We start from the raw sequence: 22819 nt of genomic DNA, 5'->3' as shown, positions 1-22819 counted from the left end.
TGCAGTGTTGGCTGTTTTTTAGCGGAAAATCAAAGACAGCCCGGGTACGAAGGTCACAATCAAGAGGCCGGACATCATGATAAACAGAAACGGTAGCACGCTACGCACAATGCGGCCAAAATTCTCTTGAAATGCTCCCATGGCCACGATGAGGTTTATTCCCAGCGGTGGCGTCAGCAGCCCGATCTCAAGATTGATAATCATGATGATCCCAAGATGGACCGGATCGATACCGTAAGTTCGCCCAAGGCTGACAAGCAGCGGGGCCAGGATGACTATGGCTGACATCATGTCCAGAACGCATCCGATGGCCAACAGCAACAGGTTCACTGCAAGCAGGAATGTGATTTTTGAGGCAATGACTGTTTCGATCCAATCGGCCAAAGCCATCGGCACCTGATGTGACACCAGCAGCAGGTTCATGCTGAGGGCAATCGCCAGAATCGGAAATATTGACCCTAGCGTGATTGCAACTTCGACCGTGGCGTCGCGCAGCCCTGAAAAGGACAGTTCGCGATAGACGAAACATTCGATCACAACCGCATAAAGCGCGGCTACCGCAGCGGCTTCTGTCGGTGAGAAATAGCCGGAATATATGCCGCCCAACAGGATGACCGGCATCAAAAGCGCCCATGTTCCGTTGCGGATTGCGACGACAAGGCGTCCCATAGAAAACCGCTCTTTTTTCATGTGTCTGTTGGAAAAAAACGCATAGGTGGAAAGAAGGATGGCCAGCATCATTCCGGGCAGAATACCTGCCTTGAATAGGTCAAGAATGGATGTTTCCGTGGCAATACCGAACAATATCAATGGGATGGATGGCGGAATGATCACACCAAGTGTCCCGGCTGTGGCGACGGCCCCCAGCGAAAAGGATTTCGCATAGCCCTGACGCAGCAAGGCCGGGTAAGCCACTGATCCGACGGCCAGCAAGGTGACAACGGATGACCCCGAAACAGCCGAGAATATGGCGCAGGCCAAAATGGTAGCGACCCCCAGCCCGCCCGGAAGTGGCGCCGTCAGGGCCGACATGATGTCAATCATCCGTGCGGCAATTGCACCTTGGCCAATGACCGTGCCACAAAGCAGAAAAAGAGGCACGGACAGCAAAAGCTCTTTGTCTAGCGCGATCCACATGTCCTGGATCAGATACAACGGCTCTCCGTCGCCCCAGATCAGATGGACGAGCGAACCGAGCGTCAAAAGCGTCACCACAAGGTTCAGCCTCAGCGCCAGCAGACCGATGGAAAGTCCAAATAGCAGGAGGGCAGATGTCATTCGACAACCAACTCTTGCGGTCTGAGCGCCGGGTAACAGGCGAAGAGTGCGTGACGCAGTGCAACGGAAGCAAAGGCATAAGGCACGATCAGGTATATCGTCCAAAGCGGCACGGTGATGACGCGAGCAACGTCCTGAAACGCATAGGCTTCCCGAACGAAGGTAAAACCCAGCCAGCTAAATCCAAGCCAGACCAGCGCCATGAAAACGTCGCCGCACTGTTGGGCGCGTGCGGTCAACGATGCAGGTAAAAGCTGATCGGCAAACCGGGGCCTTAGGTGCCGCCCGCGCGCCGAGGCCAGACCGATCCCAAGAAACCCGGTGAATAACATCAGATAAACGGACGTCCGTTGCGCACCATGCAACCAAGATTGCGTGAAAACGCGCAGCCCGATGTCAGCGATCAGCAACCCGCAGATCGCCGCCACAAGAATAGATACGATAGCGGTTTCGACCTTCCACAGAATGGACAACGTCAACTTTGCCGCGCGCAGGGTCATTCGCCCTCGCAAGCGGCCTTTGCTTCAAGAAGCTGTGGCCACAGCGCCTCGGCCCGCAAGCCCGCGACAAAGGCAGGCCAGTTTGGTTCCACCTTGGCCTTCCACGCCTTCCTTTGCGCGTCGGTCAGGGCATGAACCGGACCGCCAGCGGCGGAATGTCGTTCGATCATGGCCACTTCGGTCCCGCGGACGGATGCGCGCAGCTCTGATGTGGCAGGGATGGCGGCTTTCAGCACATCAATCTGTTGAGGCGTCAGGCGGTCAAGCGTGCGGTCACCGATCATCACAGCACCGGCCTGATGGGTGTGTCGGGTTTCCACAAAATGCGGGGCGACCTTGTTCAAACCAAACGCAACAAAGGTGAGCCCGGTAGCCTCACCAGCATCGACCATGCCGGTTTGAAGGGCGCCGGGCAGTTCGACATAGGGCAGTTCCATGCCAGACGCCCCGACAGGATCATTGCAGCGATGACAGCACCCATTGTCAGGTTGCCCTCAAGCGCCAGATAAACGCCGATCACCACGATCCCGATCGAGGACAGTTGCTGCGCAAACCCCGTGACCGTTGTCGCCAGCGTCGCCAAGTTACGGCTGCGTTCCTGCGTGGCGGCAGAGTCCGCGACCATACGTTCCCACCGCCCCTGCATCCGGCCCTGGCCCGAAACTGCCTTGAGGGTCTCAAGGTCAGTCACAGCTTCGACCGCTACGGAATTCTTGACCCCAGCCGCCTGACGATCCGCGTTCGCGGCCCGGCGTAGCGGGAACAGGATCAGCGCTCCCATCACCAAAACACAACTCAGCGCAAGTGCCGGCGGCCAGGCCAAAGGCCCGCCTATATAGGCGATAACGGCGATGAACAGGACCGCAAACACCAGATCGGTCAGCGAGGCCAGCGTCTGCGACGAAAAGAAATCGCGCACCTGTTCATAGTCCTTGAGGGTATTGATCAAACCCCCGGCCGGTTGCGCCTGTGCATCCAGGCGCAGATCCGTGATATGGCGGAAAATCACGGATGATACCGCTAGATCGACCCGGCGCGAGACCTTGTCAACCACACGCGCGCGGAGCCATTTCAGGATCGCATCCACTATCAGAGCCAGACCGATCCCCGCAACCAGTGACCACAACGTGACAAGCGCCGCGTTGGGAAACACCCGGTCATAGACATTCATGGTGAACAACGGCACCGCAAGCGCCAGCACATTGATCATCGCCGAGGCCATGATCACCTGCATGTAGTCCGGCCAGAACCGGTTCACGACGCTCCAGTACCAGTGCCGCGTTGTGTCCGGCGCAGGGGCGTCGGATGGCAACATGTCTTCGGCCTGCAACAACATCGCATGGCCTGCATAGTTCAGCGCCAGTTCGGTCAACGAAACCGTAAGCGGATCGTCCGAGCGCGCGGGCCACAGAACCCTTGCGTCCGAGCCCTCGACGCTTTGCAGCACACAGGCGTCGCGGCCCTTGAGAAACAGGACCACAGGCAGGACAGAGGCTGGAATATCGGACAGATCGCGCCGTGTCAGACGGGCGCGGTATCCCTGCGCCTCGGCCGCCTTAACAGCCTCGGTCGGGGTCAGGCATCCTTGCGCGTCCAAAGCGTGACCTGCCGTCAGCGCATGGACGCCAATATCCTGACCGCGCAGTCGCATGCAAGCTGCCACGGCACTGGCCAGCCTGTCCGTGGGTCTGTCCTGAAACGACCAATCCCTGTCACGCCGCGCATCCGGACCACTGCCCTGGACAACGCGCGGCGCAATCTTCACGCGGGCGGTCGGGTGCTGGTCCGAGCTGTCTTTGCTGGCCATGGCATTGCCTCCGGCCTGTCAGTCAATGGATTTGCGCCTGTCGCGGAACGTGCTGGCGTCCAGACGCTGCTCGTCCCCCGTCTGGCTGCGTGGCGTTACATTCAATTCATCGCGCGCGTAAACCCGGGAATCCTCGGGCGGTTCGATACCCATCGACCGCAGCAGAATGCCGATCGACGCAAGGATCCGATACCGCACATAGTTCTCGGCAGACTTGGCGTTGACCAGATTGGCCTTGGCCTGAAACAGCGCATTCTGCGTGTTCAGCACATCCAGCAACGAGCGTTGGCCTACGGTGAATTCCTGCTCGTACGTGTCGAGCAGTTTTTGGGCGATATTGACCTGCGCGGTGATCTTCTTGGTCCGACGCTGCGCGGATCTGTAGATTGCATAACTCTGGCGCACCTCGTTTTCCACATTTCGGGTCTGTGCCAGCAGCCGCGCGCGGCTTTCGCTGGTGCGGCGCACCTCTTCCTGCCGCGCCGCGCGTTTCGAACTGCCTTGGAACTGATATCGCATGACCAGACCGATGCGCGCATCGGTGACATCACCATCAAATCCGCCTACATCCTCACCCACGCGCCCGTCGGCCTCAAGGAACAGTTTGGGGTAGGCGTTGGCATTCGTGCGCCGCGATTGCGCCTCGGCTGAACCCACATCCGCCTGCAAAAACCGGATCGTCGGATTGGTGCGGCGCGCAATCTGCAGCGCTGCGTCCTGATTGGCAGGCAGAGATCGGCGGACATCGGGCACTGACGTCAAACCCTGCGCCTCGACACCCACCACGGCAAGAAACAGGTTGCGGACATCGTCGAGGTCGAACTCGAACGAGATAATGGTGTCTTCGGCCAGGATCAGGCGCTCCTCGGCCTGTTGCAGATCGCCTATGCCCACGACACCGCTGTCATAGGCCCGCTGCATACGTTGCAGGACGTTCACATGGTAGTCGCGGTTTTCGCGGGCAAGCCGTACCAAAGACTGCACGCGCAAAACGTCGGCATAAAGCCGGATCGCCTCAAGCGACAGAACTTCGGACCGTTCCAGAACCCGCAATGCGGCAGCATCGATCCGATAGGCTTGCCGCTCAATCTCGGACCGAGTTTCACCGGCATCAAACAACAATTGCGACATCCGAGCGCCGAACTCATACCCGCCGATCCAGCCATCTGCGGCGGATAAGTCGGGGGTGGTATCGCCGTCATTGATGCTGCTGCCTGCAAAGGCATCCAACTCAAACCGGGGCGCCCAGAAACTGCGGGCCTGCTGCAATTCGAACTCGATCGCCTGTTTGTTTGCCTCGGCAGCGGTAATTTCCGGGTTGGTTTCGAGAACAAAAAGGATAGCGTCTTCAACCGAAAGCGCGCTGACGGGTTGCGGCGCGAAAACTGCGGTCAGACACATCATCGCCGAGCTGACCAAAAAAATACGCATCCTGTCCCTCATGCGTTGTTCTGATTAAGACAGCAGTAGTAAATTATTCCAAACGAGATTGCCCAGATTTGTGCGCTTGCCAGGAAAGTTTCGTGCTACCCCTTTTGGTCGTGCCCTTGCACTATTGCTCTGAGTAAACTTAGATTGGGTCTGTCGCTTTGATACATTTTAAGATGTGTCAATTTGTGAATGAGGTCAACATGCTGCACCGATTTGGATTGGCGCGAGTTATTGCAACGCTTTGCATTTTGCTGTTTCCGTTGGGATTGCAGGCGCAGAGCTTTGGAACGGTGAACTTCAACTTCGACTCGGACCAGCTTGACGCCCAGGGCCAGCAACAAGTGGCTGAGATTGCCGAACGTCTGAAAGCGGTGGACAGCTACAAACCGACTGTTGTGGTGGGGTTTACAGACGCAGTGGGATCAACCGGCTACAATCAGGACCTTGGTCAGCGCCGGGCGAATACCGTGGCCCAGGCGTTGATTGCGGAAGGCGTGGCTGTGGACCGGATCGGCGACATCTCAAGCCGCGGCAAGACCGATCTTTTGATCGAGGTCACAACGGCAGACCGCCGTAATCGCCGCGTGACGGTCGGTTTGGCAGAAATACTCGCGGCGTGCCGCAGCTACCGCGAGGTTCAACTGTCTGAGGCCGCAATCGGAGATGAGTTGCAGGGCGATCTTGTCGAACGGCTGCAAATAGCGGCCACGCAATACGCTCAGCTGACAGGATCAGGCCGGAACGGTCCGGCATTTCAGATGGCTGGTGCCGCGCGCGAAGATTGCGGCAAGGCTGTCGGCCTAGGCGCTGCTTCAATCCGTAAGATCGAGTATTCGAAACGCTGCTTCTGCAGTTTCGCACGACTTGAGGTAGCTTTGGGCGGTTGATCCAATCGCATCCTTGTTTTTGCAGGTTGTTTTGGATCCGCCGGAGGGACCTGAAGCCGTTTTTCAGTCATCGATGCCCTTGGGGTTAGTGAGAAGATGGCGATTTGGCTCACCAATTCGAAAACCAGCTCATGATATCTTTCCAAGCCCTCAGGTTAACGCCTCACAGGCTTTGTTCGCCCACTCAAGGGCAAGCGGTGACAGATTTGCTCTCAGATGCTTCAAGACATTCGCGTGGTATTCGTTCAGCCAGGCGCGTTCGGATGTCGTTAAGTGCTCTTTGATCAACATTTCTGTTTGAACCGGGCACCAGGTGAGGTTTGAAAAGGTCAGGAATCCGTCCTCCTCCTCTACGATCTGGAATAGATTTTCGATGCGAATTCCAAAGCCACCAACCTCATAATATCCGGGTTCGATGGACAGGATCATGCCGGGGACCAGATCGATCGGGTTATAGGGTTTTCCGATACGCTGCGGGTGTTCGTGTACGGACAACCGGTGCCCGACACCGTGGCCGGTGCCATGATCGTAGTCCAACCCCAAGTCCCATAGCGGTCGACGACAGATTGCGTCGATGTGATGGCCTTGCGTTCCCGGTGGAAAGCGCAGGGTGGCGATGGCGTGAAACGCTTTGAAAACAGCTGTATAAGCCCGGTCATATCCATCAGGACGGGACGATCCGAACGCAAAACTACGTGTTGCATCGGTTGTCCCTGTCTCATACTGCCCGCCTGAATCCAACAGGTATGTTCCATCGGCTTGGATCGGGACCCGATTGTCATCTTGCGTCGCATAGTGGCACATTGCAGCGTTGCCGCCCGCGGCGGAGATCGTGTTGAAGCTTTGCTCCAGAAACCCTGACCTGTCGCGCCGAAAACTCAACATCGCCTGCTCGGCCTCTCGCTCGGTTACTGGCGCACCTGCTGCCGCGCGGCGTGGGACTTCGGTGTCCAACCATGCACAGAACTCGACCCAGGCTATGCCTTCCTGAATGTGGCAGGCCCGCATACCTTCAATCTCAACCGGGTTTTTCTGCGCTTTGCTGGCTGTAACCAGGCTGGAACGCGGCATCTTTATCGCATCGACCTGATCCAAAACCCCGCGCACAGCCATAGGTGAAAAATCGGGATCGAACAGAACCTGCTGTCCGGCGGCAACCCGACCGGTCAATGTAGGCAGAAAGTCCCCGGGGGCCAATCGCCGAACTGAGTCCGGCAAATGGTCTGCGACATCCTGGGTCAGCTTTTCCGGGGCAACAAACCATTGGACCTGGCCGTCCGCATCCACCAAAGCGAAGGATTGCGGGATGGGGTTAAACGCAACGTCCGCGCCTCTGACATTCAGCAGCCAAGCGATGTTGTCGGGCTGTGTTTCGACCAGCAGATCCGCGTTCAGCGACCGCATTTGTTTCACCAGGTCCTCGATCTTGTCCTGGGCAGATTTACCCGAAAACTGCATCGGGAACGGCACTATTCGACCCAAGGGCGGAGAAGGTTGATCAGACCAGATCGCATCAACCGGATTGGAACTGACCGAGATCAGCTCGCCCTGCTTCAGCGCAACCGAAAAGCGGTCAAAGAGAACAGGAGGCACATGCATGGCGTCATAGCCGATGCGCCAACCTGAGCAGGACTGTTCAGCCAACCATTGCTCGGGGAGGTCATCGAACAGGTGATGGTGTGAAAACAACGGATCGGAACATTGGTTTGCCGCCTGAACCACGTACCGCCCGTCCACGAACAGGGCGACTGTGTCCATCGTGACGATGGCCAGACCCGCCGACCCGGTGAAACCTGTCACGTAAGCCAATCGTTCATCATGCGGTGCCACATACTCGGCCTGATGTGCATCATACCGTGGCAGAATGAACGCATCCAATCCCTGCGCTTTCAGTTCAGCACGCAAAGCGGCGATGATTGGGGCTTTGTTTGTATCCGCGTCAAGCATGGGCATTGATCTCTTCAACGTGGTGGCAGGCAACTTCGCCTCGTCCTTCGAAGGGCTGCAAGGCAGGTAGGGTCGTTGTGCAGGTTGCGGTGGCATGAGGGCAGCGCACGTGGAACGGGCAGCCAGACGGCATGTTCAGGGGTGAAGGCAGCTCGCCTTCCAGTTTCACCGCCTTGCCCCGATCATCCGGGTTCATCGACGGTGCAGCAGACAGCAACGCCTGACTGTATGGATGCGCAGGGGCCGAGAACAGGGTCTCGCTGTCGCCGATCTCGACGATACGTCCCAAGTATATCACCGCCACCCTGTTCGACACATGGCGGACCAATCGAAGATCGTGGGCGACAAACAAGATTGTCAGGCTCAAACTGTTTTGCAGTTCCAGCAACAGGTTGACCACCTGCGCCTGCACCGAAACATCCAGCGCCGAGACCAGCTCGTCCGCGATCAGGACTTCGGGTTCCACGGCCAGCGCACGGGCTATGGCGATGCGTTGGCGCTGACCGCCTGAGAACTCATGCGGCAGCTTGTGCTGCGCATCCTCGGGCAATCGAACTAGTTCAAGCAGTTCGACGACGCGCCCGGGTATGTCCGCCTCGGCGCGCATATCATGCACACGCAGCGCCTCGGTCAGGATCTGACCTGTCGTCATGCGCGGGTTCAGCGAGGAGTACGGGTCTTGAAACATCATCTGGACCCGGCGATTGTAAGCTCTGTCGGCGCGCCGCTCAGCGTCGAAGACATTCTGCCCGTCAAAATGGATTTCACCCTGACTGGGTTCATAGAGTCGCACAATGCAACGGGCGAGCGTTGATTTTCCGCAGCCGGATTCACCCACTACACCCAGCGTTTCGCCCCGCATCAGATCCAAGCTGACACCGTTCAGCGCGTTGACAACGCGCCCCGGGCGACCTTTCAAGAAATCCGCCGGACTGCGCCCCAAAGGAAAGCGCAGATGCAGATCACGGATTTCCATCACTGCTGCGTTCATGCGGCATTCCCCTGAGACTTTGTGATCGTATTGAAACAGGCCACCTGACGCCCTTCAGCGATCAGAGACAGGGTGGGTCGATCCTCGGTGCAGGGCACGATGCAGGACGCGCAGCGCGGGGCAAAAGCGCATCCCTGCGGCAGCGCATCCAACCCCGGAGGTACGCCAGGAACAGAGTAAAGCGGTGACCTTGGTGGCAGATTCTCGGGCACCGAGCGCATCAAACCCACGGTATAGGGGTGGCGCGGTTCTCTCAGAACGGCGCGCACCGGGCCTTGTTCCACGATCCGACCGGCATACATCACGGCCACGTTGTCACAGGTCTGTGCCACCACACCCAGATCGTGTGTGACCAGCAAGACGCCCATATCCATGTCCTGCGCCAGCCGAAGGATCAGGTCGAGGATCTGCGCCTGAATAGTCACGTCCAGCGCAGTGGTCGGCTCATCCGCGAGCAGTAGCTTGGGATTTGCGGCCAGTGCGATGGCAATCATCACCCGTTGCCGCATCCCGCCCGAGAACTGATGCGGGTAGTCTTTCAACCGTTGCGCGGCTGAGGGGATGCCGACCAGATCCAGCATCTCGACTGCGCGGTCCCGTCGCGCTGCGCTTGGCAGATCGGTATGGGCCCGAAGGGTCTCTTCAAGTTGCAGGCCAACCGTCAGCAGAGGGTTGAGCGAGGTCATCGGTTCCTGAAAGATCATTGCGATCTCGCGACCTTGTATCTGACGCAAAGCACGATCTGGCATCCCAACCAGATCGCGCCCTTGCCAGCGCACCTGCCCCGATACCTCGCCATAGCGGCGCGCCAAACCGATGATCGATCGTAAAGTGACACTTTTGCCCGACCCGCTTTCTCCGACCAGCCCCAGCACCTCACCCCGTGCGACCGAGAAACTGACATCGCGCAGCGCGGGCAAAGCCCTCCCATTGCGGTGGAAGGTTGTGTTCAGCCCGTCGACCTGCAGGATCGGTTCGTGTTCGTCCATCCTTCTACCCTCTCGGTCTCAGCAAATCGGCCAATCCGTCGCCCAGCAGAGAAAAGCCCAGCCCGGTCAGCACGATTGCAAGGCCCGGCATCAGGCTCAGCCACCATGCGGTTGATATAAAGTTGCGTCCTTCCGCGATCAGCACGCCCCACTCGGCCTGTGGCGGCTGCGCGCCCAGCCCCAGATAGCCCAGGGACGAGCCTAACAGGATCACCAGCGCCATGTCGGTCATCCAATAGACAATGACCGGCGTGATCGCATTCGGTAGCAGGTGGCGGAAGATGATGCGCCGGTCGGAATAGCCCATGACAACCCCAGCGGCGGCGTAGTCATTGCCCAGTTGGGCAATGACCTCAGCCCGCATCAGGCGCGCGTAATAGACCCAATAAACCACCGAAATGGCAATATACATGTTGACCAGGCCCGGCCCCAGTACGGCGACCACGGCAATAACCAGAACCAGAAATGGGAAGGTGATGACCGCGTCGACAATACGGCCAAAAATCAGGTCGGCGATGCCTCGGTAATAGCCCACTAGCGCCCCGATGATCACGCCTGTGACCAGCGCAAAGACCGTACCGAAGACGGCCATCTGCATATTGACCTGATAGGCCCAGATCACGCGCGACAGGCTATCGCGACCCAGTAAATCGGTGCCGAAAGGATGCGCCCACGAGGGTGGCTGCCGGATCGCATTGTAATCCAGTGCGTTTGGATCATAGGGCGCGAAAAAGCCCGGAAAGATCGCCAACAGAATCGAAAACCCTATGATCAACAAACCGGCCACAAAACCCGGCTTGCGTAGCGCCAGACGCAGGAATGAGGGGCGATCGACGGTGAAGGTCACATCACTCATTGCAAGCGCATCCTTGGGTCTAGCCGGCTCTGAAACAAGTCCGTCATCAGGAACACCACCGAGACCAGAACCGCAAAGGTCAACGTCAGACCCTGAATCAACGGGTAATCGCGGGCAAAAATGGCTTCGAGCATCAACCGTCCCATGCCGGGGACGGCAAACACCGTTTCGGTTACAAGCGTGCCGCTCATCAGGTTGCCGATCGACAGGCCCAGAAGCGTGACGGTCGAAATCAGCGCATTGCGCAACACATGCCGCCCAAGGATCAGCCGCGATGGCAGGCCTTTGGCTCGGGCGAATTGCACATATTCCGCGTCCAGCACCTCGATAATCGCGCTGCGCAGGTTCCGCATGATGATGGCCGAGGTATAAAGCGCCACCGTGACCGAGGGCAGAAACAGGTGATAGAGCCGCTCGGTGAACGTGTCGCCATAGCCGCCCACAGGGAACAGGCGCAGCTGTGCGGCCAGAAAGGTCAGCAGAACAAGACCGATATAGAAAACCGGCATCGACAGGCCGATCTGGAACACCGTGCGGATTACCGCATCCGGCCAGCGCCCGCGATTGAGCGCGGCAACAAAAGCCAACGGGCCGGCGATCAACAGCGACAGGACCACGGAATAGACGGTCAGAAACACAGTGATCGGCAAACGGTCCGCGATCACATCCATCACATCCGTTCGCATCAGGATCGAGCGTCCAAGATCACCCTGTACCGTATTGCTGAGAAACAGCCAGAACTGCACAAACATTGGCTCGGTCAAGCCAAGCCGTTCGCGGATCGCCTGAATGTCGGCATCCGAGGCGCGGTCACCTGCCATCGCAATAGCCGGATCACCCGGTAACATGCGCACAAGAAGAAAAATGATGACCATGACCAGAAAGAAGGTCGGCACCATCATCAACAGGCGCTTGAAGATATAGTTCAGGCTGGACACATCCGCGCTCCGGCAAAAAGGCCCCGCCGTCAGGGTACGGCGAGGCAAGGGGCATCAGCTCTTAGCGGCTGACTGTTGCTTCATCGAAGATGTTATTGCCCAAGGGCGTCTGAACATAGCCCTCAACCGCAGTGCCCAAGGCGACAGCGAAAGGCGTTTCGTACATGAACAGCAGCGGGGCGGCTTCGGCGTAAAGCTCTTGCATCTTGGCGAACTTGGCCTTGCGCGCGTCGGGGTCCATTTCCTTGGCCGCCTCTTCAAACAGGGTGTTGAACTCGGCGTTTTCCCAACCTGTGCCGACCGCTTTGGCTGTTGGCGTATAGCCCAGCCAGCCGACGACCTGACTTGGGTCGTTCACATCGTTGACCCAGCCATAGGTATGGATGTCAAACTCGCCAGAGCGGTTCTTGGCCCCGCGCGTGGCGCCATCGACTTGTTCGACCACCAGCTCGATGCCCAGCTCACCCCACATCTGCTGAAGCGCGGCAAAGATCGTGGCGTCATCCGCAGAACCGGCCAGCGTTGTCAGAGTGACCTGAGTTCCAGGCTCCAGACCGGCCTCGGCGATCAACGCCTTGGCCTTGTCCATGTCATAGGAATAGAGCGGGCTGAGATCAGAGGCGTATTGGGTTGCCTTGGCCATCAGAGGCGAGCTCATCGGCTGCCCGGCGCCATGCAGGACCACACCGATCAAAGCGTCCTTGTTGGTGCCGTAGTTCAGCGCCTGCCGCACGCGGGTATCCGCCAGCGGGTTGGGCGAGCCATCGGCGCGGGTATCGCGCGTGTTGATCGGCGAATAGATGATCCGCGTTGATGGATAAAGCTGCATGTCGATATTGGGATCGCCCTCAAGCTCGGCGACGCGGCTGAACGGAATGAATTCGGCTGCGTCCACCTCACCGGCCTGTAGGCTCAGGATGCGCGTTGCGTCATCCGGAATGATCTCAAAATGTACGCCTTCGAGGTAAGGCAGCGGTTTGCCGTCCGCCCCCATGCGCCAGTAATTCTCGTTGGCGCAGAAATCCATCGATGCCCCCTGTTCAAACCCGCAGAGGTAAAACGGACCGGACCCGACCCCTGCCGACGTAGACGCAAAGATCGCAGCGGATTTGTCTTGATCGGTCTCGCCGCTAGCCGCGTCAAAGGCCGCCTTCGAAACAATGGCGGTGTTGAACGTCGCCAGCATCGACAGGATTGTCGGATCGGGATCACTCAGGGAAATCGTGATCTCGTTGCCCTCAGCGGATACCGAGTCAATTGATCCCAGAAGACCGGCCCAAGGGCTAAGATCCGGGTTGCGCGCGCGGTCCAGGGAAAAGACGACGTCGGCACCGGACATGGGCGAGCCGTCGGCAAAAACGATACCGTCGCGCAATGTCAGCGAGACGGACTTGCCATCGTCGGACACGGAATGTGTTTCGGCAAGACCCGCTTCGACCGAGTTTCCGTCGGCGCTGCTGCGCAGCAGAGTGTCAAACAGACTGCCAACCATCCAGATATCAGGGTTGCGGTCGGCATAGATCGGATCGATCAGCCGCGAACCGTCATACCGGGCGAAATTGAGCGTCCCGCCCCGTTCTTGTGCCAGCGCTGGCACAGCCATCGTAGTGACAAGCGCCAATCCCAGTGCCGTTTTCAGTTTCATTTTCTTCTCCTCCCGCAAAAGCAAGTGCTTTGTGGAACCGGAGAGTAAGCGATTCTTAACAATACTAAAGTTTTTTTTAGCTGTAGATGAAACTTTTTTAGTTTTCCCTGCCAGCTTCGCTCATGGGTGAGGTGGTAACCCAAAGCTCAACGGCCTCGGTTTCACCCAATACAACCGAGTAGTGAAGCGTGGATGTATCATGGTGAATCACGTCGCCGGGCGATATCTGGTAAACCTGATCGCCGAGATGATATTCCAGCTGACCTGACAGCAGATAACAAAACGCTTCGCCTGTGTGGCACATATGTTCTGACACATGTCCGGGTGGGCGATGCACGATTTGCGGGTGAAACAGCGCGCCCGCAAACCCTGGGCCCAGTTTCTCGTAGAATCGTCCGCGTGTGCCCAATGAGTAGGTTTGCCTGCTGTCTTTGGCAACATATTGCGAAAACACTTCGGGCACGCTCAGCAATTGCTCGATGCTTGTCTGTAGTGCTGCAGCAATCGACATTAGTGACGTCAAGGACGGCGAACTAATGCCCCGTTCGACCTGTGACAGAAATCCGGTCGTCAGCTCGGCAGCTTTGGCCACCTGATCGAGCGTCAGCCCCATCGCCTTGCGCCGCCGCCGGATCGCGTGCCCCAACTCGGTCGGTTTACCTTTTTGCTTGGGTTTCGCACGCTCATTCGAAGCTTGCATACGCGATCTCCTGCGGTTCACACATGGTCAGCCATTCAACCCAATATTCACCGAAAGATCAAAATTTATTTTAGGCATGCTAAAGTCATCGAACCAGGCCACATTGATTTCCATTTGCTGAACTACCTCGGCTTCGATGGCACAATAGAGCAAAATACCGCGCCTTCGCTTTCGCACAAATCTCGTGCCATCGCCGCGAAGGGTGTCACTATCCCAGTCCATGTGGCCCAAGATTGCATCGCTCAAAAGATCAAACGAATAGGCCGTATGTAACAGGTCGTTGTAAGTATCAGCCGCCATCAACTCGGTTCCGTGATGGCGATCACAAATCTTACCGATCAAAGCACGCGTTGAATGATCGTTTGGCTCTGCCCGGCAGCATCGGATAGCCAGTTCCGAAGCCCGACATCCATTTGCCCTTTCAAGCGAACTACAGCCCGAACACTTCTTTGGCTGAGTGGCCCAGGTTAAGCTTCTTGATCCAGTCTTTCTCTGTCGCAAGTTTCGTTTCAGCGTCCACGAGCCGATCCCTGACCTGAACCGGGTCAAGAGCCGCAAGGCCGTCCCGATCGCCAATAATCAGATCGCCGGACGCGATCTGACGACCGCCGAAATTGACGATGCCGTTGAGAACACCCGTCGCTGCGCTTGTTGGTCCACGTGGGTTCACTCCGCGCGCGTAAACAGGGAAATCCTCCCAGCTTGCCACGGTGGCGATATCGCGTATCGGCGCGTCCACGATGACCCCCGCGCAACCGATCTTTTTAAGATGCCCCCCTAAGATTTCCCCGATAAGCGCTGTTTCCATCTGCCCCCCACCTGCGATGACAATGACATCATCGGGCTGGGCGTGATCGAGTGCAAGAACAACCGCGCCAAAGTCCGGCGGGCTAACGGCAACCGTAAGGGCGGGACCCAAAAGAGGTCCTGTCGCCGCCGTCGTCATCAAACGAATATTGGGGTCAATTTGACAGGAAGGATCTACATCCACGGCTATGCTTGTGGGGATGTCTTTCCAGGCGGCAATCTCATCGGCCGCAATGGGCCTTGAGGTGTCGTGGATCGTGATACTCATTGATTGTGTTCTTTCTTCAGGCGGTCCAGCGCCCGGGCCAGGCGCTTGACGCCTTCGGTAAGCTGGTCTTCATCGCAACGCGTGAAATTGATGCGCATGCCGGTTCGCATTTGACCCAACGCGTCAAATACGCTGCTGGGAGCGATACAAACCTTCTCTTCCAGCCCGATTTCGAACAAGCGATCCGTGTTGATCCAAGGGGCCCGCGCTGTCGCCCACACGAACATGCCACCTGCCGGAATCTCCCATTCAAGCCAATCACCCAGATGATCCGAAAGCGCAGCACAGAGCGCATCCCTGCGGTTCCGGTACAAGCTGATGGCCTTTGGCTGATTGCGTTCAATCAGATCGGATTTGAGGATTTCGCAAGCGATGCGTTGCGTCAGGCCACTGGTACACATGTCCGAACCCTGTTTGGCCAGCGTCAAGGCCTGGATCATCTCGGGACGTGCGATCACCCACCCGACGCGCAGGCCCGGCGAGATCAGTTTGGACATCGTTCCCAGATAGACCACGGGTCCGGGCCCGCCTGCCGACAGCGCAATATCCAGTGCGTTGGGCGGTAATGTGTCTCCATAATTCAGGCTTTGGTAGGGGTCGTCTTCAATCAACCACGCCCCTGTCGTGATTGCGGCCTGGACAAGCCCTGTTCGTATCTCGGTACCAACAAGCCGCCCGGTTGGGTTCGAAAAATTGGGAACAACATAGGCAAATTTCGCACCGCGCAGTGCTTGCACCGCGTCAAACCTATCTTCAAACAGATCGATATTCCGATATCGCGGGGATCGAGGACGCCAGGCGTCTAGCGCACCCAGATAGCTTGGGTATTGGCCTGCTACCAGATCGCCGCTCTTCAATAGCACCTTGCCGACCAGATCAAGCCCCTGCATTCCACTGGTTGTGACAAGGACATTATCTGCCGTCAGCTGGCAGTCTTGGGTCGAAAACCGCGCGGCCAGAACCTCGCGCAGCTCCGCAATACCTTCAATTGCGCCATATCCCAGCGTTTCTTCCGGATAAGTCCGGATCACGCGCGCGGCCAGTTCCGCCATCTCCTCGGCGGGATATAAAGACGGATCAGGCAACCCACCTGCAATGTTGATCAATCCCGGGATTTGACCGGCGGCCAGAAATGTGCGCGTCACTTCATTTGTCTGAGAAAGCCAGCCTGCAAACGCTCTGCGGTCGTAGGCTCCTTCCGTTGTGATAGCGTCCAATGCGTCACCCCTCATCAAAACGTCCAATGCGCTGACCGTTTCTCAAGCCAGTACGTTTTCAGAAGTTTACCATGTTTTCTGCGGGTGTTTCCCCGCGTTTTGCTTTGCAGTTCCTAGAAAAGCTAGAGGTTTACACTACAAACACAGAAGTTTTTAGAATAATCTCTCAATATGATGAATTTTGACGACATTGATCGCCGGATTTTGAAGCACCTTGGTTCCAATGGTCGTTTGCCCATCAATGATCTGGCTGAACGTGTAGGGCTAAGCCCGACGCCTTGTGCGCGACGTGTGCGTCGGTTGGAAGAAAACGGAGTAATACAGGGCTACCAAGCGCGCATTTCTCGTAAGGCACTGGGAAAGTCTATCTGTGTACTGATCTCCGTCAAACTGTCGCGCCAACATGCAGACGGCCACAGTGCTTTTCAGCAAACCGTTGCGGCCAGCCCCGAGGTGACGGAATGCTTGATGGTGACGGGGTCAGCCGACTACCTGCTGAAAGCATGGTTCCCCGACATCGCGCATCTGCGCGATTTCATCACAACAACGATCCAGAACATGTCAGAGGTGGCCGAAACCTCAACTATGCTTGTCGTTGATGAAATTGATGCCGAAACAGGTGAAAGCAGAATTGATTGACGCAACTGGTTATGAACTGTCGAGCGACCGATTGACACATATTGTCAGTTGTTCTGCAATGGGTGCTACATAAGCTTAAAGACACCTGAAGGTTTTGAGATATCAAAGCTTGTTTCAGGACAAAAAAGTCGAGATCTGTAGTACCATGCGTCGTCAGGCCGGATTAAAAATCGGAGCCGCAGTGGGGAGCGGAGTTGTTGCGAGGGCGGCAGAAGCAGGCGGTGCGGATTTTCTGTTGGCGATCAATGCAGGCCGAATGCGGAATATGGGCCTGCCATCAATCACTTGTATGCTTCCAATTCGGGATGCAACCGATGCCACTTTGCCCTTTGCCGAGCGCGAAGTGTTGCCAAACGCGCGGGTTCCCGTCTTTGTCGGTCTGACAGACTGGTCGATCAAGGGCGATGAAGGAGTGATCCGCAAAGCGCTTGATGCCGGCTTTGCAGGTGCCGTGAATTTTCCAAGTGCGATGCATTATTCAAGCTCGATGCGACAGGTTTTGGACCGTGCGGGTATGGGGACTCAGTCGGAGATTTCCATGTTGCGCCGGGTGCAATCGGCCGGCGGGCGAACACTGTTTTATTGCGGCACACTTGGTGACGTGCGCGCCGCAGCAGATGCGTCGCTAGATGCGGTGGTTTTCAATTTCGGATGGAATGTTGGCGGTGCTGATAGCCATACCGCTGAAATCACTTTGGAGGAAGCCGCTCTGCGCGCGCGCGAGGTGGCGCTTTTGGCCCGGCGGGTCCGACCACAGATGGAAGTCTATCTGGAAGGCGGCCCGATCCTGACTGCGGATGACCTCAATTTCGTCATCCGCCACGCCGATATTGACGGCTATGTTGGAGGGTCCACCATTGATCGCTTCCCGGTTCAGCACTCGGTTGCCAACCAGATTGCGGAGTATAAATCAGCATCCCTGGCAATCGGCGCGCGCGCGCAAGAGCAGCGTGAGGCATTGACACTGGTGGCAAAGCACGGGCTTTGGGGGCATTCCGACGAATTGGCCGATTTCGCGGTGTCGCTTGTCCGGGCGCGCGACAAGGCCCGTCACATCTTTCTGACCGCCCCTAAAGGAGCAGACATACATGCCGCCTTGAATGTTCTGACCCAGCGGCGTGGGCGGCAACGGCTGGCGCGTTTCGATTTTGCGCAATCACCCTCGGCGCATATGGCAAATGACATTTTGTTCGGTCGCGCGGACGGAGGCGCGCAGCGACCAGGTCTTCTCTTCGAGGATGTGGATTTCGTCGTGCTTTATAATAGCGCCCAGATGCCGCGGCTGATACGGCGCAAGCTGAAAAACCTGATCGATGCGGGTCGGGCATCACAGATCGGTGGCCGTGTATCCTATCCGGTCACCGCCCGTTTGATTTTGGTTTCTGACCAGGAACCGCCAGAGGGCTGGGGAGACGTGCGATCAACCCTGCTTCGGTTTCCGAGCCTCCATGAGCGCCATCTGGATGTGCGCATGATCCTTGAACATCACTTCGCAAACATGGTGGCAGAGGATCGAATTCCCGATATCCGCCCGGCAGCGTTTCGGATTTTGGCGGCCAATCCTTGGCCGGGAAATGATGCAGAATTGCGGCGCATCGCCGAAACCCTGACGCATCAGACAGCGAAACGGGTTTATGAAGCCCATGACATTCAACAATTGTTGTCCGGTGAAGCCGCGCGCGCGGATGATCTGACCTCTGATGAGGCCAAACGCCAGCAGATACTTCTGGCTTTGACCCGCAATGGGTTTCGCAAAGCAGATACCGCCCGCAGCCTGAACATCAGCCGGAAAACGCTATACAACCAAATAAAAAAGTTCGGGCTATAGAGGTTCTGGTCGCAGAACCACCGCATCCAGCCCGTCGGGCCAGGAGTCAGGCAACGCGGCCTCGGTCTTGCAAATCAGGCCCAATAAAGGAATGTCCAAATCCGGCAACTTGGCCCGTATTTTCGCGATCTGGCCTGAACGGGTCCGGGGAGAGGGGAACCCGGCCCGAAAGGCACTGACCCCTGGCAATACGAACAAAGTGTCGACGCCGTGTTCAATCGCGCACATGGCGTTATCCCCTGTGCCAACGGTCGCAAGCGTCTTGAATCCCGCAAGCCCGATCTGCGCAAGTGCCGTCATCTCTTGATCGAAACTCAGGGAAACATCTGACAAATCTTGGCGGAAATCAGCATCGTGCTGAGACAGGGATGGGATATTCGTCACCCATTCAATTTCCTGGTCCTTGAGATTGCGGACGAGCTTGGGCACGTTGACGATTGGATTGGCCAGAAACTCTCCGACAGCCGCGGTTTTCGGTATCTCGTCGAACTCCAGACTTTGTGGGTCACAATGCGGGCCGGGCAGAAGCAGCGCAATTTCCGGTGGCATTTTATGCGAGGTAACCGGGTTTGAGCGCGTGACGTCGCCTGATGGCAGAGCTGCGCAACTCTCGTCACGTGATCTGATCTGCCAGAAGAGTTTTTTCGCTTCTTTTCTGATGTTACCCATTTTTACCCAAAATCCACCATATGCAAACTTGCTTTGGAATGTGCACCTGTCAACCTTTTCGCGTCACAGATCGCGGCGCTTTGGGAGGGGAACGTGCATTATCGAACTGTCGGAATTGCGTCGGGCCGCTTTGCGTGATGCGTGCATGGCAAGCATATCCGCTGCGCACAGCGCTGGTCCTGGCATTGGGTCTTTGTCTGGTGTGGCTGATCTTTGTGGTTTGGCCGGAATGGCTGACGGATATCCTTGGTCGCAAAAAGACCTTTGTGAATACTCTGCTGAACGGGTTGACCCTGGCGGGTTTGTATTTCCTTGTTGCCAGCGGTTTTACATTGATCTTCGGGCTGATGCGTAACGTCAATCTGGCCCATGGCTCAATGTATCTGCTTGGCGGCTACATTGGTTATGAGGTGGCAGAGGCGACGGGCAACTGGTTGCTTGGTGCGATCGTCGCCTTTGTAATCCTGGCCGCGATCGGAGCCGTTCTGCAAGTGGTGGTTTTCCGGCGTATGCAGGGTGATGACCTGCGTCAGACGCTCGTGACCATTGGCATTTCTATCATCGCTGCGGATCTGATGTTGGCGGTCTGGGGCGGCACCACCTACCAGTTTGAACCACCTGAACAGTTGTTTGGTGCCGTCGAACTGCCGATCATCTCCACCATCCGGTCCAATGGAACCGAGGTGTTCATAAAATACCCGTTCTACCGACTGTTTGTGCTGATGGCCGCTGTCACATTGGGTGTTGCGCTGTGGCTGTTCCTGAACAGAACCAAAACCGGCATGATGATCCGCGCGGGTGTCGATGATCGCAATATGCTCGCCGCCACCGGTGTCAACGTAAACCTTGTGTTTGTGTTTGTCTTCGCGCTCGGCGCGGGGTTGGCAGAATTGGCCGCGGTGATCGGTGGCACAGCCCTTTCCATCGCGCCGGGTGAGGATGTGCGCTATCTGCTGGCCTCATTGGTTGTTGTCATTGTAGGTGGTATGGGCTCGATCTCGGGCGCCGCCATCGGGGCGTTGCTGATCGGGCTGGCCGAGCAATTTGGTCTGGCGTACTTCCCGACCTATGGCGTGGTGCTGACCTTTATCATCATGATCGTTGTTCTCGCAATTCGGCCCCAAGGGATCATGGGCAGATGAGCGTGCTTGAGCGCATAACGCCCGGCCTTTGGATCGGAATGGCCCTTGTGGTGCTCTTTCCGCTTGTGGCCAATAATTTCTTTATCGTGCAGATCGGGGCCTACAGCCTGATCCTTGGTACAATTGCATTGTCCCTGATGATCCTGGCGGGCTACGGCGGTATGGTTAGTCTGTCGCAACTGACGGCGGCGGGGCTTGCCGCCTATATGCTGCCGATCTTTGGCACCAATACCCAGGACGTTTTGGGGCTGGGGTGGAGCCCTTGGGTGACGATCCCGTTGGCCTTGCTGGTCGGGGCCTCGTTCAGTGCCCTTGTCGGGCTGATCGCGGTACGCACCAGCGGCATTTACATGATCATGATCACACTGGCGGTTTCAGTGTCGGTCTTTTTCTTCACACGTCAGAATTACGACGTGTTCAACGGGTTCACCGGATATGCCGGAATAGAAGCGCCCAAGCCCTTCGGCCTCGATCTTCGCAGCCCGATGCCGTTCTATTACCTTTGCCTGATTGTGGCCGCAGGTTTCGCGATTGCCACAGTCTATGTTGCGCGCACACCTTTCGGGCTGAGCTTGCAAGCTGTCCGCGACAACCCACGCCGCGTTTCCGCCTTGGGCTATTCGGTCACCGCCGTGCGGGTTCTGGCTTTCTTTCTGTCCGGGATCGTCGCCGCAGCTGGTGGCATTTTGCTGATCTACTTCAACGGGCGCATATCCCCGGGCACGATTGGTGTGGATGTCGTCATCGACATTCTGGTGATCGCGGTTGTTGGCGGCCTTCGGCATCCGATTGGACCGTTTCTCGGCGCATTGGCCTTTGTTCTCCTGGGTAACTTCGCCATCGATCTCATTGACCGCGAACGCTTTAACACCGTTATCGGCGCGGCGTTCTTGCTGGTTGTGCTGTTCTCACCTGATGGCCTGCTGGGGCTTTGGGAGAAGCTGAAACCCCACATCGGACGAACGGGCAAGACCCAAGACAGAACCCCGTAGCAAACGGGGCAAACATAACCAATTCATGAACGGGAGGAAAACAATGAAAACCAGAAACCTGATGCTAGGCGCGTCCGTTGCTGCAATGATGAGCGTGACCAGCGCCTGGGCCGATGACCTCAAGATGGGGGCGATCGCCGTTCTGGAAGGCGCATTCGCTGTGCTGGGCGAGGACGGGATGCGGGGCGTTGAATTGGCCTTGCGCGAATTCGACTACACCGCTGGCGGACATAAGATCGAGCTGATCACAAGCGCCACCGACGGCTCGCCGGACAGCGCTGTACGCGCGGCCCGCAAGATCGTCGAGCAAGATGGGGCGCCCATTGTAGTCGGGCCGCTCTCTGGGTCCGAAGGTTTGGCAATCCGCGACTATGCCAAGACACAACCCGATGCGACTTTCCTCAACGGCGTTTCCGCGGCGCAAGACACAACCTTACGCGAAAGTGCCGACAACTTTTTTCGCTTTTCGACCGAAGGCGCGCAGTGGATGGCGGGATTGGGCGAATATGCCTATGACGAGAAAGGATATCGCTCTGTCGCCGTTCTGGCCGAGGACTATTCGTTCCCTTACACGCAAGTCTTTGGCTTTCTGGAGCCGTTTTGCCGTCTGGGCGGGTCCGCGCCGCAAGATGCACGCTTTTTCGTACCCATTGGGAACAAAGACTATAGCTCTGTGATTGCAGCCTTGCCTGACGATGTCGACGCAATTTTCGTTGCGCTTGGCGGAGCAGATGCCGTGAATTTCCTGAGCCAATATGAACAGGCAGGCGGCGATCTGCCTCTGATCGGCGGCTCGATCACTGTGGACCAAACTGTTCTGGGCTCCAAAGGGCGCGCCCGCGACTTTGTTGTTGGCACACCGTCTGCGGGGCCGATCTCGGACACGTGGGACGATCCACGTTGGGCCGAATTCGTGGCAGCTTACACCGAAGCATTCCCGGATGGTTTCCCGTCTCCGTCGCTTTTTGCGCATGGCTATTACATCAACACCAAGGCCGCTCTGCTGGCGCTGGATGAGGTGAATGGCGATCTTTCCGATGGGGGCGCGGCGTTTCGCGCGGCGCTGGCCAACCTGTCTTTTGAGACGCCCACAGGAATGGTCAGCCTTGATGAACGCCGCCAAGCCATTGCGGATATCTTCCTGACCGAAGTCACCGAAGGGCCAGACGGCAATCTGGTCAACAAGACGATCAGCGTTACGCCTGCCGTCTCGCAAACCTTTGGCCTGAGCTATGAAGAGTTCCTGAAATACGGCCCGGTCAGCCGCGAAAACCCGGCCTGCGAGTAA

At 57.3% G+C, this 22819-nt stretch carries 22 protein-coding genes; 6 read left to right on the top strand and 16 right to left on the bottom strand.

Annotated elements, in window-relative coordinates; all coding sequences use genetic code 11:
- Positions 1-18 precede the first annotated feature (18 nt).
- Genes ACR0AG_RS17720 through ACR0AG_RS17700 form a run of 5 tightly spaced genes read right to left on the bottom strand, consistent with a single transcriptional unit; the run spans position 19 to position 5016 of the window.
- Positions 19-1278, bottom strand: a complete 1260-nt coding sequence (locus tag ACR0AG_RS17720) for a TRAP transporter large permease (RefSeq protein ID WP_480841352.1) — start codon at positions 1276-1278, stop codon at positions 19-21.
- Positions 1275-1778: a TRAP transporter small permease gene (locus ACR0AG_RS17715; protein WP_480841350.1), complete on the bottom strand. Its 504-nt coding sequence runs from the start codon at positions 1776-1778 to the stop codon at positions 1275-1277. The genes ACR0AG_RS17720 and ACR0AG_RS17715 overlap by 4 nt, the downstream gene beginning before the upstream one ends.
- Complete coding sequence (gene dctP, locus ACR0AG_RS17710) at positions 1775-2215, bottom strand: TRAP transporter substrate-binding protein DctP (RefSeq protein ID WP_480841348.1); 441 nt, start codon at positions 2213-2215, stop codon at positions 1775-1777. Before dctP ends, ACR0AG_RS17715 begins: the two co-directional genes overlap by 4 nt.
- Positions 2119-3585: an ABC transporter transmembrane domain-containing protein gene (locus ACR0AG_RS17705; RefSeq protein WP_480841346.1), complete on the bottom strand. Its 1467-nt coding sequence runs from the start codon at positions 3583-3585 to the stop codon at positions 2119-2121. Before ACR0AG_RS17705 ends, dctP begins: the two co-directional genes overlap by 97 nt.
- Before the next feature lie 18 nt (positions 3586-3603).
- On the bottom strand, positions 3604-5016 hold the full coding sequence (locus ACR0AG_RS17700; protein ID WP_480841344.1) for a TolC family protein: 1413 nt from the start codon (positions 5014-5016) through the stop codon (positions 3604-3606).
- A 200-nt stretch (positions 5017-5216) separates the two neighbouring features.
- Here ACR0AG_RS17700 and ACR0AG_RS17695 point away from each other — a divergent pair, with 200 nt between their 5' ends.
- Positions 5217-5903, top strand: coding sequence for an OmpA family protein (locus ACR0AG_RS17695; RefSeq protein ID WP_480841342.1), 687 nt, complete (start codon positions 5217-5219; stop codon positions 5901-5903).
- 150 nt (positions 5904-6053) lie between these two features.
- Here ACR0AG_RS17695 and ACR0AG_RS17690 read toward each other — a convergent pair whose 3' ends face one another.
- The 10 genes from ACR0AG_RS17690 to ACR0AG_RS17645 all read right to left on the bottom strand — a co-directional run bounded on the left by ACR0AG_RS17690 (position 6054) and on the right by ACR0AG_RS17645 (position 16189).
- Positions 6054-7850: an aminopeptidase P family protein gene (locus ACR0AG_RS17690; protein WP_480841340.1), complete on the bottom strand. Its 1797-nt coding sequence runs from the start codon at positions 7848-7850 to the stop codon at positions 6054-6056.
- Positions 7843-8841, bottom strand: coding sequence for an ABC transporter ATP-binding protein (locus ACR0AG_RS17685; RefSeq protein WP_480841338.1), 999 nt, complete (start codon positions 8839-8841; stop codon positions 7843-7845). The genes ACR0AG_RS17690 and ACR0AG_RS17685 overlap by 8 nt, the downstream gene beginning before the upstream one ends.
- Complete coding sequence (locus ACR0AG_RS17680; protein ID WP_480841335.1) at positions 8838-9830, bottom strand: ABC transporter ATP-binding protein; 993 nt, start codon at positions 9828-9830, stop codon at positions 8838-8840. Before ACR0AG_RS17680 ends, ACR0AG_RS17685 begins: the two co-directional genes overlap by 4 nt.
- Positions 9831-9834: 4 nt before the next feature.
- Positions 9835-10686 (bottom strand): ABC transporter permease, encoded by an 852-nt coding sequence (locus ACR0AG_RS17675; protein WP_480841333.1) that lies wholly within the window; start codon positions 10684-10686, stop codon positions 9835-9837.
- Complete coding sequence (locus ACR0AG_RS17670) at positions 10683-11624, bottom strand: ABC transporter permease (protein ID WP_480841331.1); 942 nt, start codon at positions 11622-11624, stop codon at positions 10683-10685. The genes ACR0AG_RS17675 and ACR0AG_RS17670 overlap by 4 nt, the downstream gene beginning before the upstream one ends.
- Before the next feature lie 61 nt (positions 11625-11685).
- Positions 11686-13269 carry an ABC transporter substrate-binding protein gene (locus ACR0AG_RS17665; protein ID WP_480841329.1) on the bottom strand — a complete coding sequence of 528 codons (1584 nt, stop codon included), beginning with the start codon at positions 13267-13269 and terminating at the stop codon, positions 11686-11688.
- Positions 13270-13366: 97 nt separating this feature from the next.
- Positions 13367-13969, bottom strand: a complete 603-nt coding sequence (locus ACR0AG_RS17660; protein ID WP_480841327.1) for a helix-turn-helix domain-containing protein — start codon at positions 13967-13969, stop codon at positions 13367-13369.
- Between the two features lie 27 nt (positions 13970-13996).
- A complete protein-coding gene (locus tag ACR0AG_RS17655) occupies positions 13997-14269 on the bottom strand; it encodes a hypothetical protein (RefSeq protein ID WP_480841325.1) in 273 nt (90 codons plus the stop codon).
- A gap of 130 nt (positions 14270-14399) precedes the next feature.
- Complete coding sequence (locus ACR0AG_RS17650) at positions 14400-15044, bottom strand: RraA family protein (RefSeq protein WP_480841323.1); 645 nt, start codon at positions 15042-15044, stop codon at positions 14400-14402.
- On the bottom strand, positions 15041-16189 hold the full coding sequence (locus ACR0AG_RS17645) for an aminotransferase-like domain-containing protein (protein ID WP_480841321.1): 1149 nt from the start codon (positions 16187-16189) through the stop codon (positions 15041-15043). The genes ACR0AG_RS17650 and ACR0AG_RS17645 overlap by 4 nt, the downstream gene beginning before the upstream one ends.
- Before the next feature lie 246 nt (positions 16190-16435).
- On the opposite strand from ACR0AG_RS17645, the gene ACR0AG_RS17640 reads away from it, so the two are divergent.
- Complete coding sequence (locus ACR0AG_RS17640) at positions 16436-16900, top strand: Lrp/AsnC family transcriptional regulator (protein WP_480841319.1); 465 nt, start codon at positions 16436-16438, stop codon at positions 16898-16900.
- A 145-nt stretch (positions 16901-17045) separates the two neighbouring features.
- Positions 17046-18728: a phosphoenolpyruvate hydrolase family protein gene (locus tag ACR0AG_RS17635; protein WP_480841317.1), complete on the top strand. Its 1683-nt coding sequence runs from the start codon at positions 17046-17048 to the stop codon at positions 18726-18728.
- Here the strand turns inward: ACR0AG_RS17635 and ACR0AG_RS17630 are convergent.
- Positions 18723-19277: a hypothetical protein gene (locus ACR0AG_RS17630; protein ID WP_480841315.1), complete on the bottom strand. Its 555-nt coding sequence runs from the start codon at positions 19275-19277 to the stop codon at positions 18723-18725. The genes ACR0AG_RS17635 and ACR0AG_RS17630 overlap by 6 nt on opposite strands.
- A gap of 257 nt (positions 19278-19534) precedes the next feature.
- On the opposite strand from ACR0AG_RS17630, the gene ACR0AG_RS17625 reads away from it, so the two are divergent.
- From ACR0AG_RS17625 to ACR0AG_RS17615, 3 genes are read left to right on the top strand one after another with little or no spacing between them, the layout of a single operon-like run.
- Entirely contained in the window at positions 19535-20539 is a 1005-nt protein-coding gene (locus ACR0AG_RS17625) for a branched-chain amino acid ABC transporter permease (protein WP_480841313.1), read from the top strand.
- Positions 20536-21531, top strand: coding sequence for a branched-chain amino acid ABC transporter permease (locus tag ACR0AG_RS17620; RefSeq protein WP_480841311.1), 996 nt, complete (start codon positions 20536-20538; stop codon positions 21529-21531). Before ACR0AG_RS17625 ends, ACR0AG_RS17620 begins: the two co-directional genes overlap by 4 nt.
- A 43-nt stretch (positions 21532-21574) precedes the next feature.
- Positions 21575-22819: an ABC transporter substrate-binding protein gene (locus tag ACR0AG_RS17615; protein WP_480841309.1), complete on the top strand. Its 1245-nt coding sequence runs from the start codon at positions 21575-21577 to the stop codon at positions 22817-22819.

The organism is Ruegeria sp. H6, assembly GCF_056532975.1.
The sequence above is the reverse complement of the archived record's forward strand: the minus strand, read 5'-3'. Positions and strand labels throughout refer to the sequence as shown.

Excerpts from the sequence above, each read along its gene's own strand:
- ACR0AG_RS17630 (WP_480841315.1), bottom strand. The coding sequence starts at position 19,277 with ATGCCACCGGAAATTGCGCTGCTTCTGCCCGGCCCGCATTGTGACCCA.
- ACR0AG_RS17640 (WP_480841319.1), top strand. The coding sequence starts at position 16,436 with ATGAATTTTGACGACATTGATCGCCGGATTTTGAAGCACCTTGGTTCC.
- ACR0AG_RS17615 (WP_480841309.1), top strand. The coding sequence starts at position 21,575 with ATGAAAACCAGAAACCTGATGCTAGGCGCGTCCGTTGCTGCAATGATG.
- ACR0AG_RS17675 (WP_480841333.1), bottom strand. The coding sequence starts at position 10,686 with ATGAGTGATGTGACCTTCACCGTCGATCGCCCCTCATTCCTGCGTCTG.
- ACR0AG_RS17635 (WP_480841317.1), top strand. The coding sequence starts at position 17,046 with ATGCGTCGTCAGGCCGGATTAAAAATCGGAGCCGCAGTGGGGAGCGGA.
- ACR0AG_RS17620 (WP_480841311.1), top strand. The coding sequence starts at position 20,536 with ATGAGCGTGCTTGAGCGCATAACGCCCGGCCTTTGGATCGGAATGGCC.
- ACR0AG_RS17660 (WP_480841327.1), bottom strand. The coding sequence starts at position 13,969 with ATGCAAGCTTCGAATGAGCGTGCGAAACCCAAGCAAAAAGGTAAACCG.
- ACR0AG_RS17720 (WP_480841352.1), bottom strand. The coding sequence starts at position 1,278 with ATGACATCTGCCCTCCTGCTATTTGGACTTTCCATCGGTCTGCTGGCG.
- ACR0AG_RS17705 (WP_480841346.1), bottom strand. The coding sequence starts at position 3,585 with ATGGCCAGCAAAGACAGCTCGGACCAGCACCCGACCGCCCGCGTGAAG.
- dctP (WP_480841348.1), bottom strand. The coding sequence starts at position 2,215 with ATGGAACTGCCCTATGTCGAACTGCCCGGCGCCCTTCAAACCGGCATG.
- ACR0AG_RS17695 (WP_480841342.1), top strand. The coding sequence starts at position 5,217 with ATGCTGCACCGATTTGGATTGGCGCGAGTTATTGCAACGCTTTGCATT.
- ACR0AG_RS17650 (WP_480841323.1), bottom strand. The coding sequence starts at position 15,044 with ATGAGTATCACGATCCACGACACCTCAAGGCCCATTGCGGCCGATGAG.
- ACR0AG_RS17700 (WP_480841344.1), bottom strand. The coding sequence starts at position 5,016 with ATGCGTATTTTTTTGGTCAGCTCGGCGATGATGTGTCTGACCGCAGTT.
- ACR0AG_RS17655 (WP_480841325.1), bottom strand. The coding sequence starts at position 14,269 with ATGGCGGCTGATACTTACAACGACCTGTTACATACGGCCTATTCGTTT.
- ACR0AG_RS17680 (WP_480841335.1), bottom strand. The coding sequence starts at position 9,830 with ATGGACGAACACGAACCGATCCTGCAGGTCGACGGGCTGAACACAACC.
- ACR0AG_RS17625 (WP_480841313.1), top strand. The coding sequence starts at position 19,535 with ATGCGTGCATGGCAAGCATATCCGCTGCGCACAGCGCTGGTCCTGGCA.
- ACR0AG_RS17685 (WP_480841338.1), bottom strand. The coding sequence starts at position 8,841 with ATGAACGCAGCAGTGATGGAAATCCGTGATCTGCATCTGCGCTTTCCT.
- ACR0AG_RS17715 (WP_480841350.1), bottom strand. The coding sequence starts at position 1,778 with ATGACCCTGCGCGCGGCAAAGTTGACGTTGTCCATTCTGTGGAAGGTC.
- ACR0AG_RS17690 (WP_480841340.1), bottom strand. The coding sequence starts at position 7,850 with ATGCTTGACGCGGATACAAACAAAGCCCCAATCATCGCCGCTTTGCGT.
- ACR0AG_RS17665 (WP_480841329.1), bottom strand. The coding sequence starts at position 13,269 with ATGAAACTGAAAACGGCACTGGGATTGGCGCTTGTCACTACGATGGCT.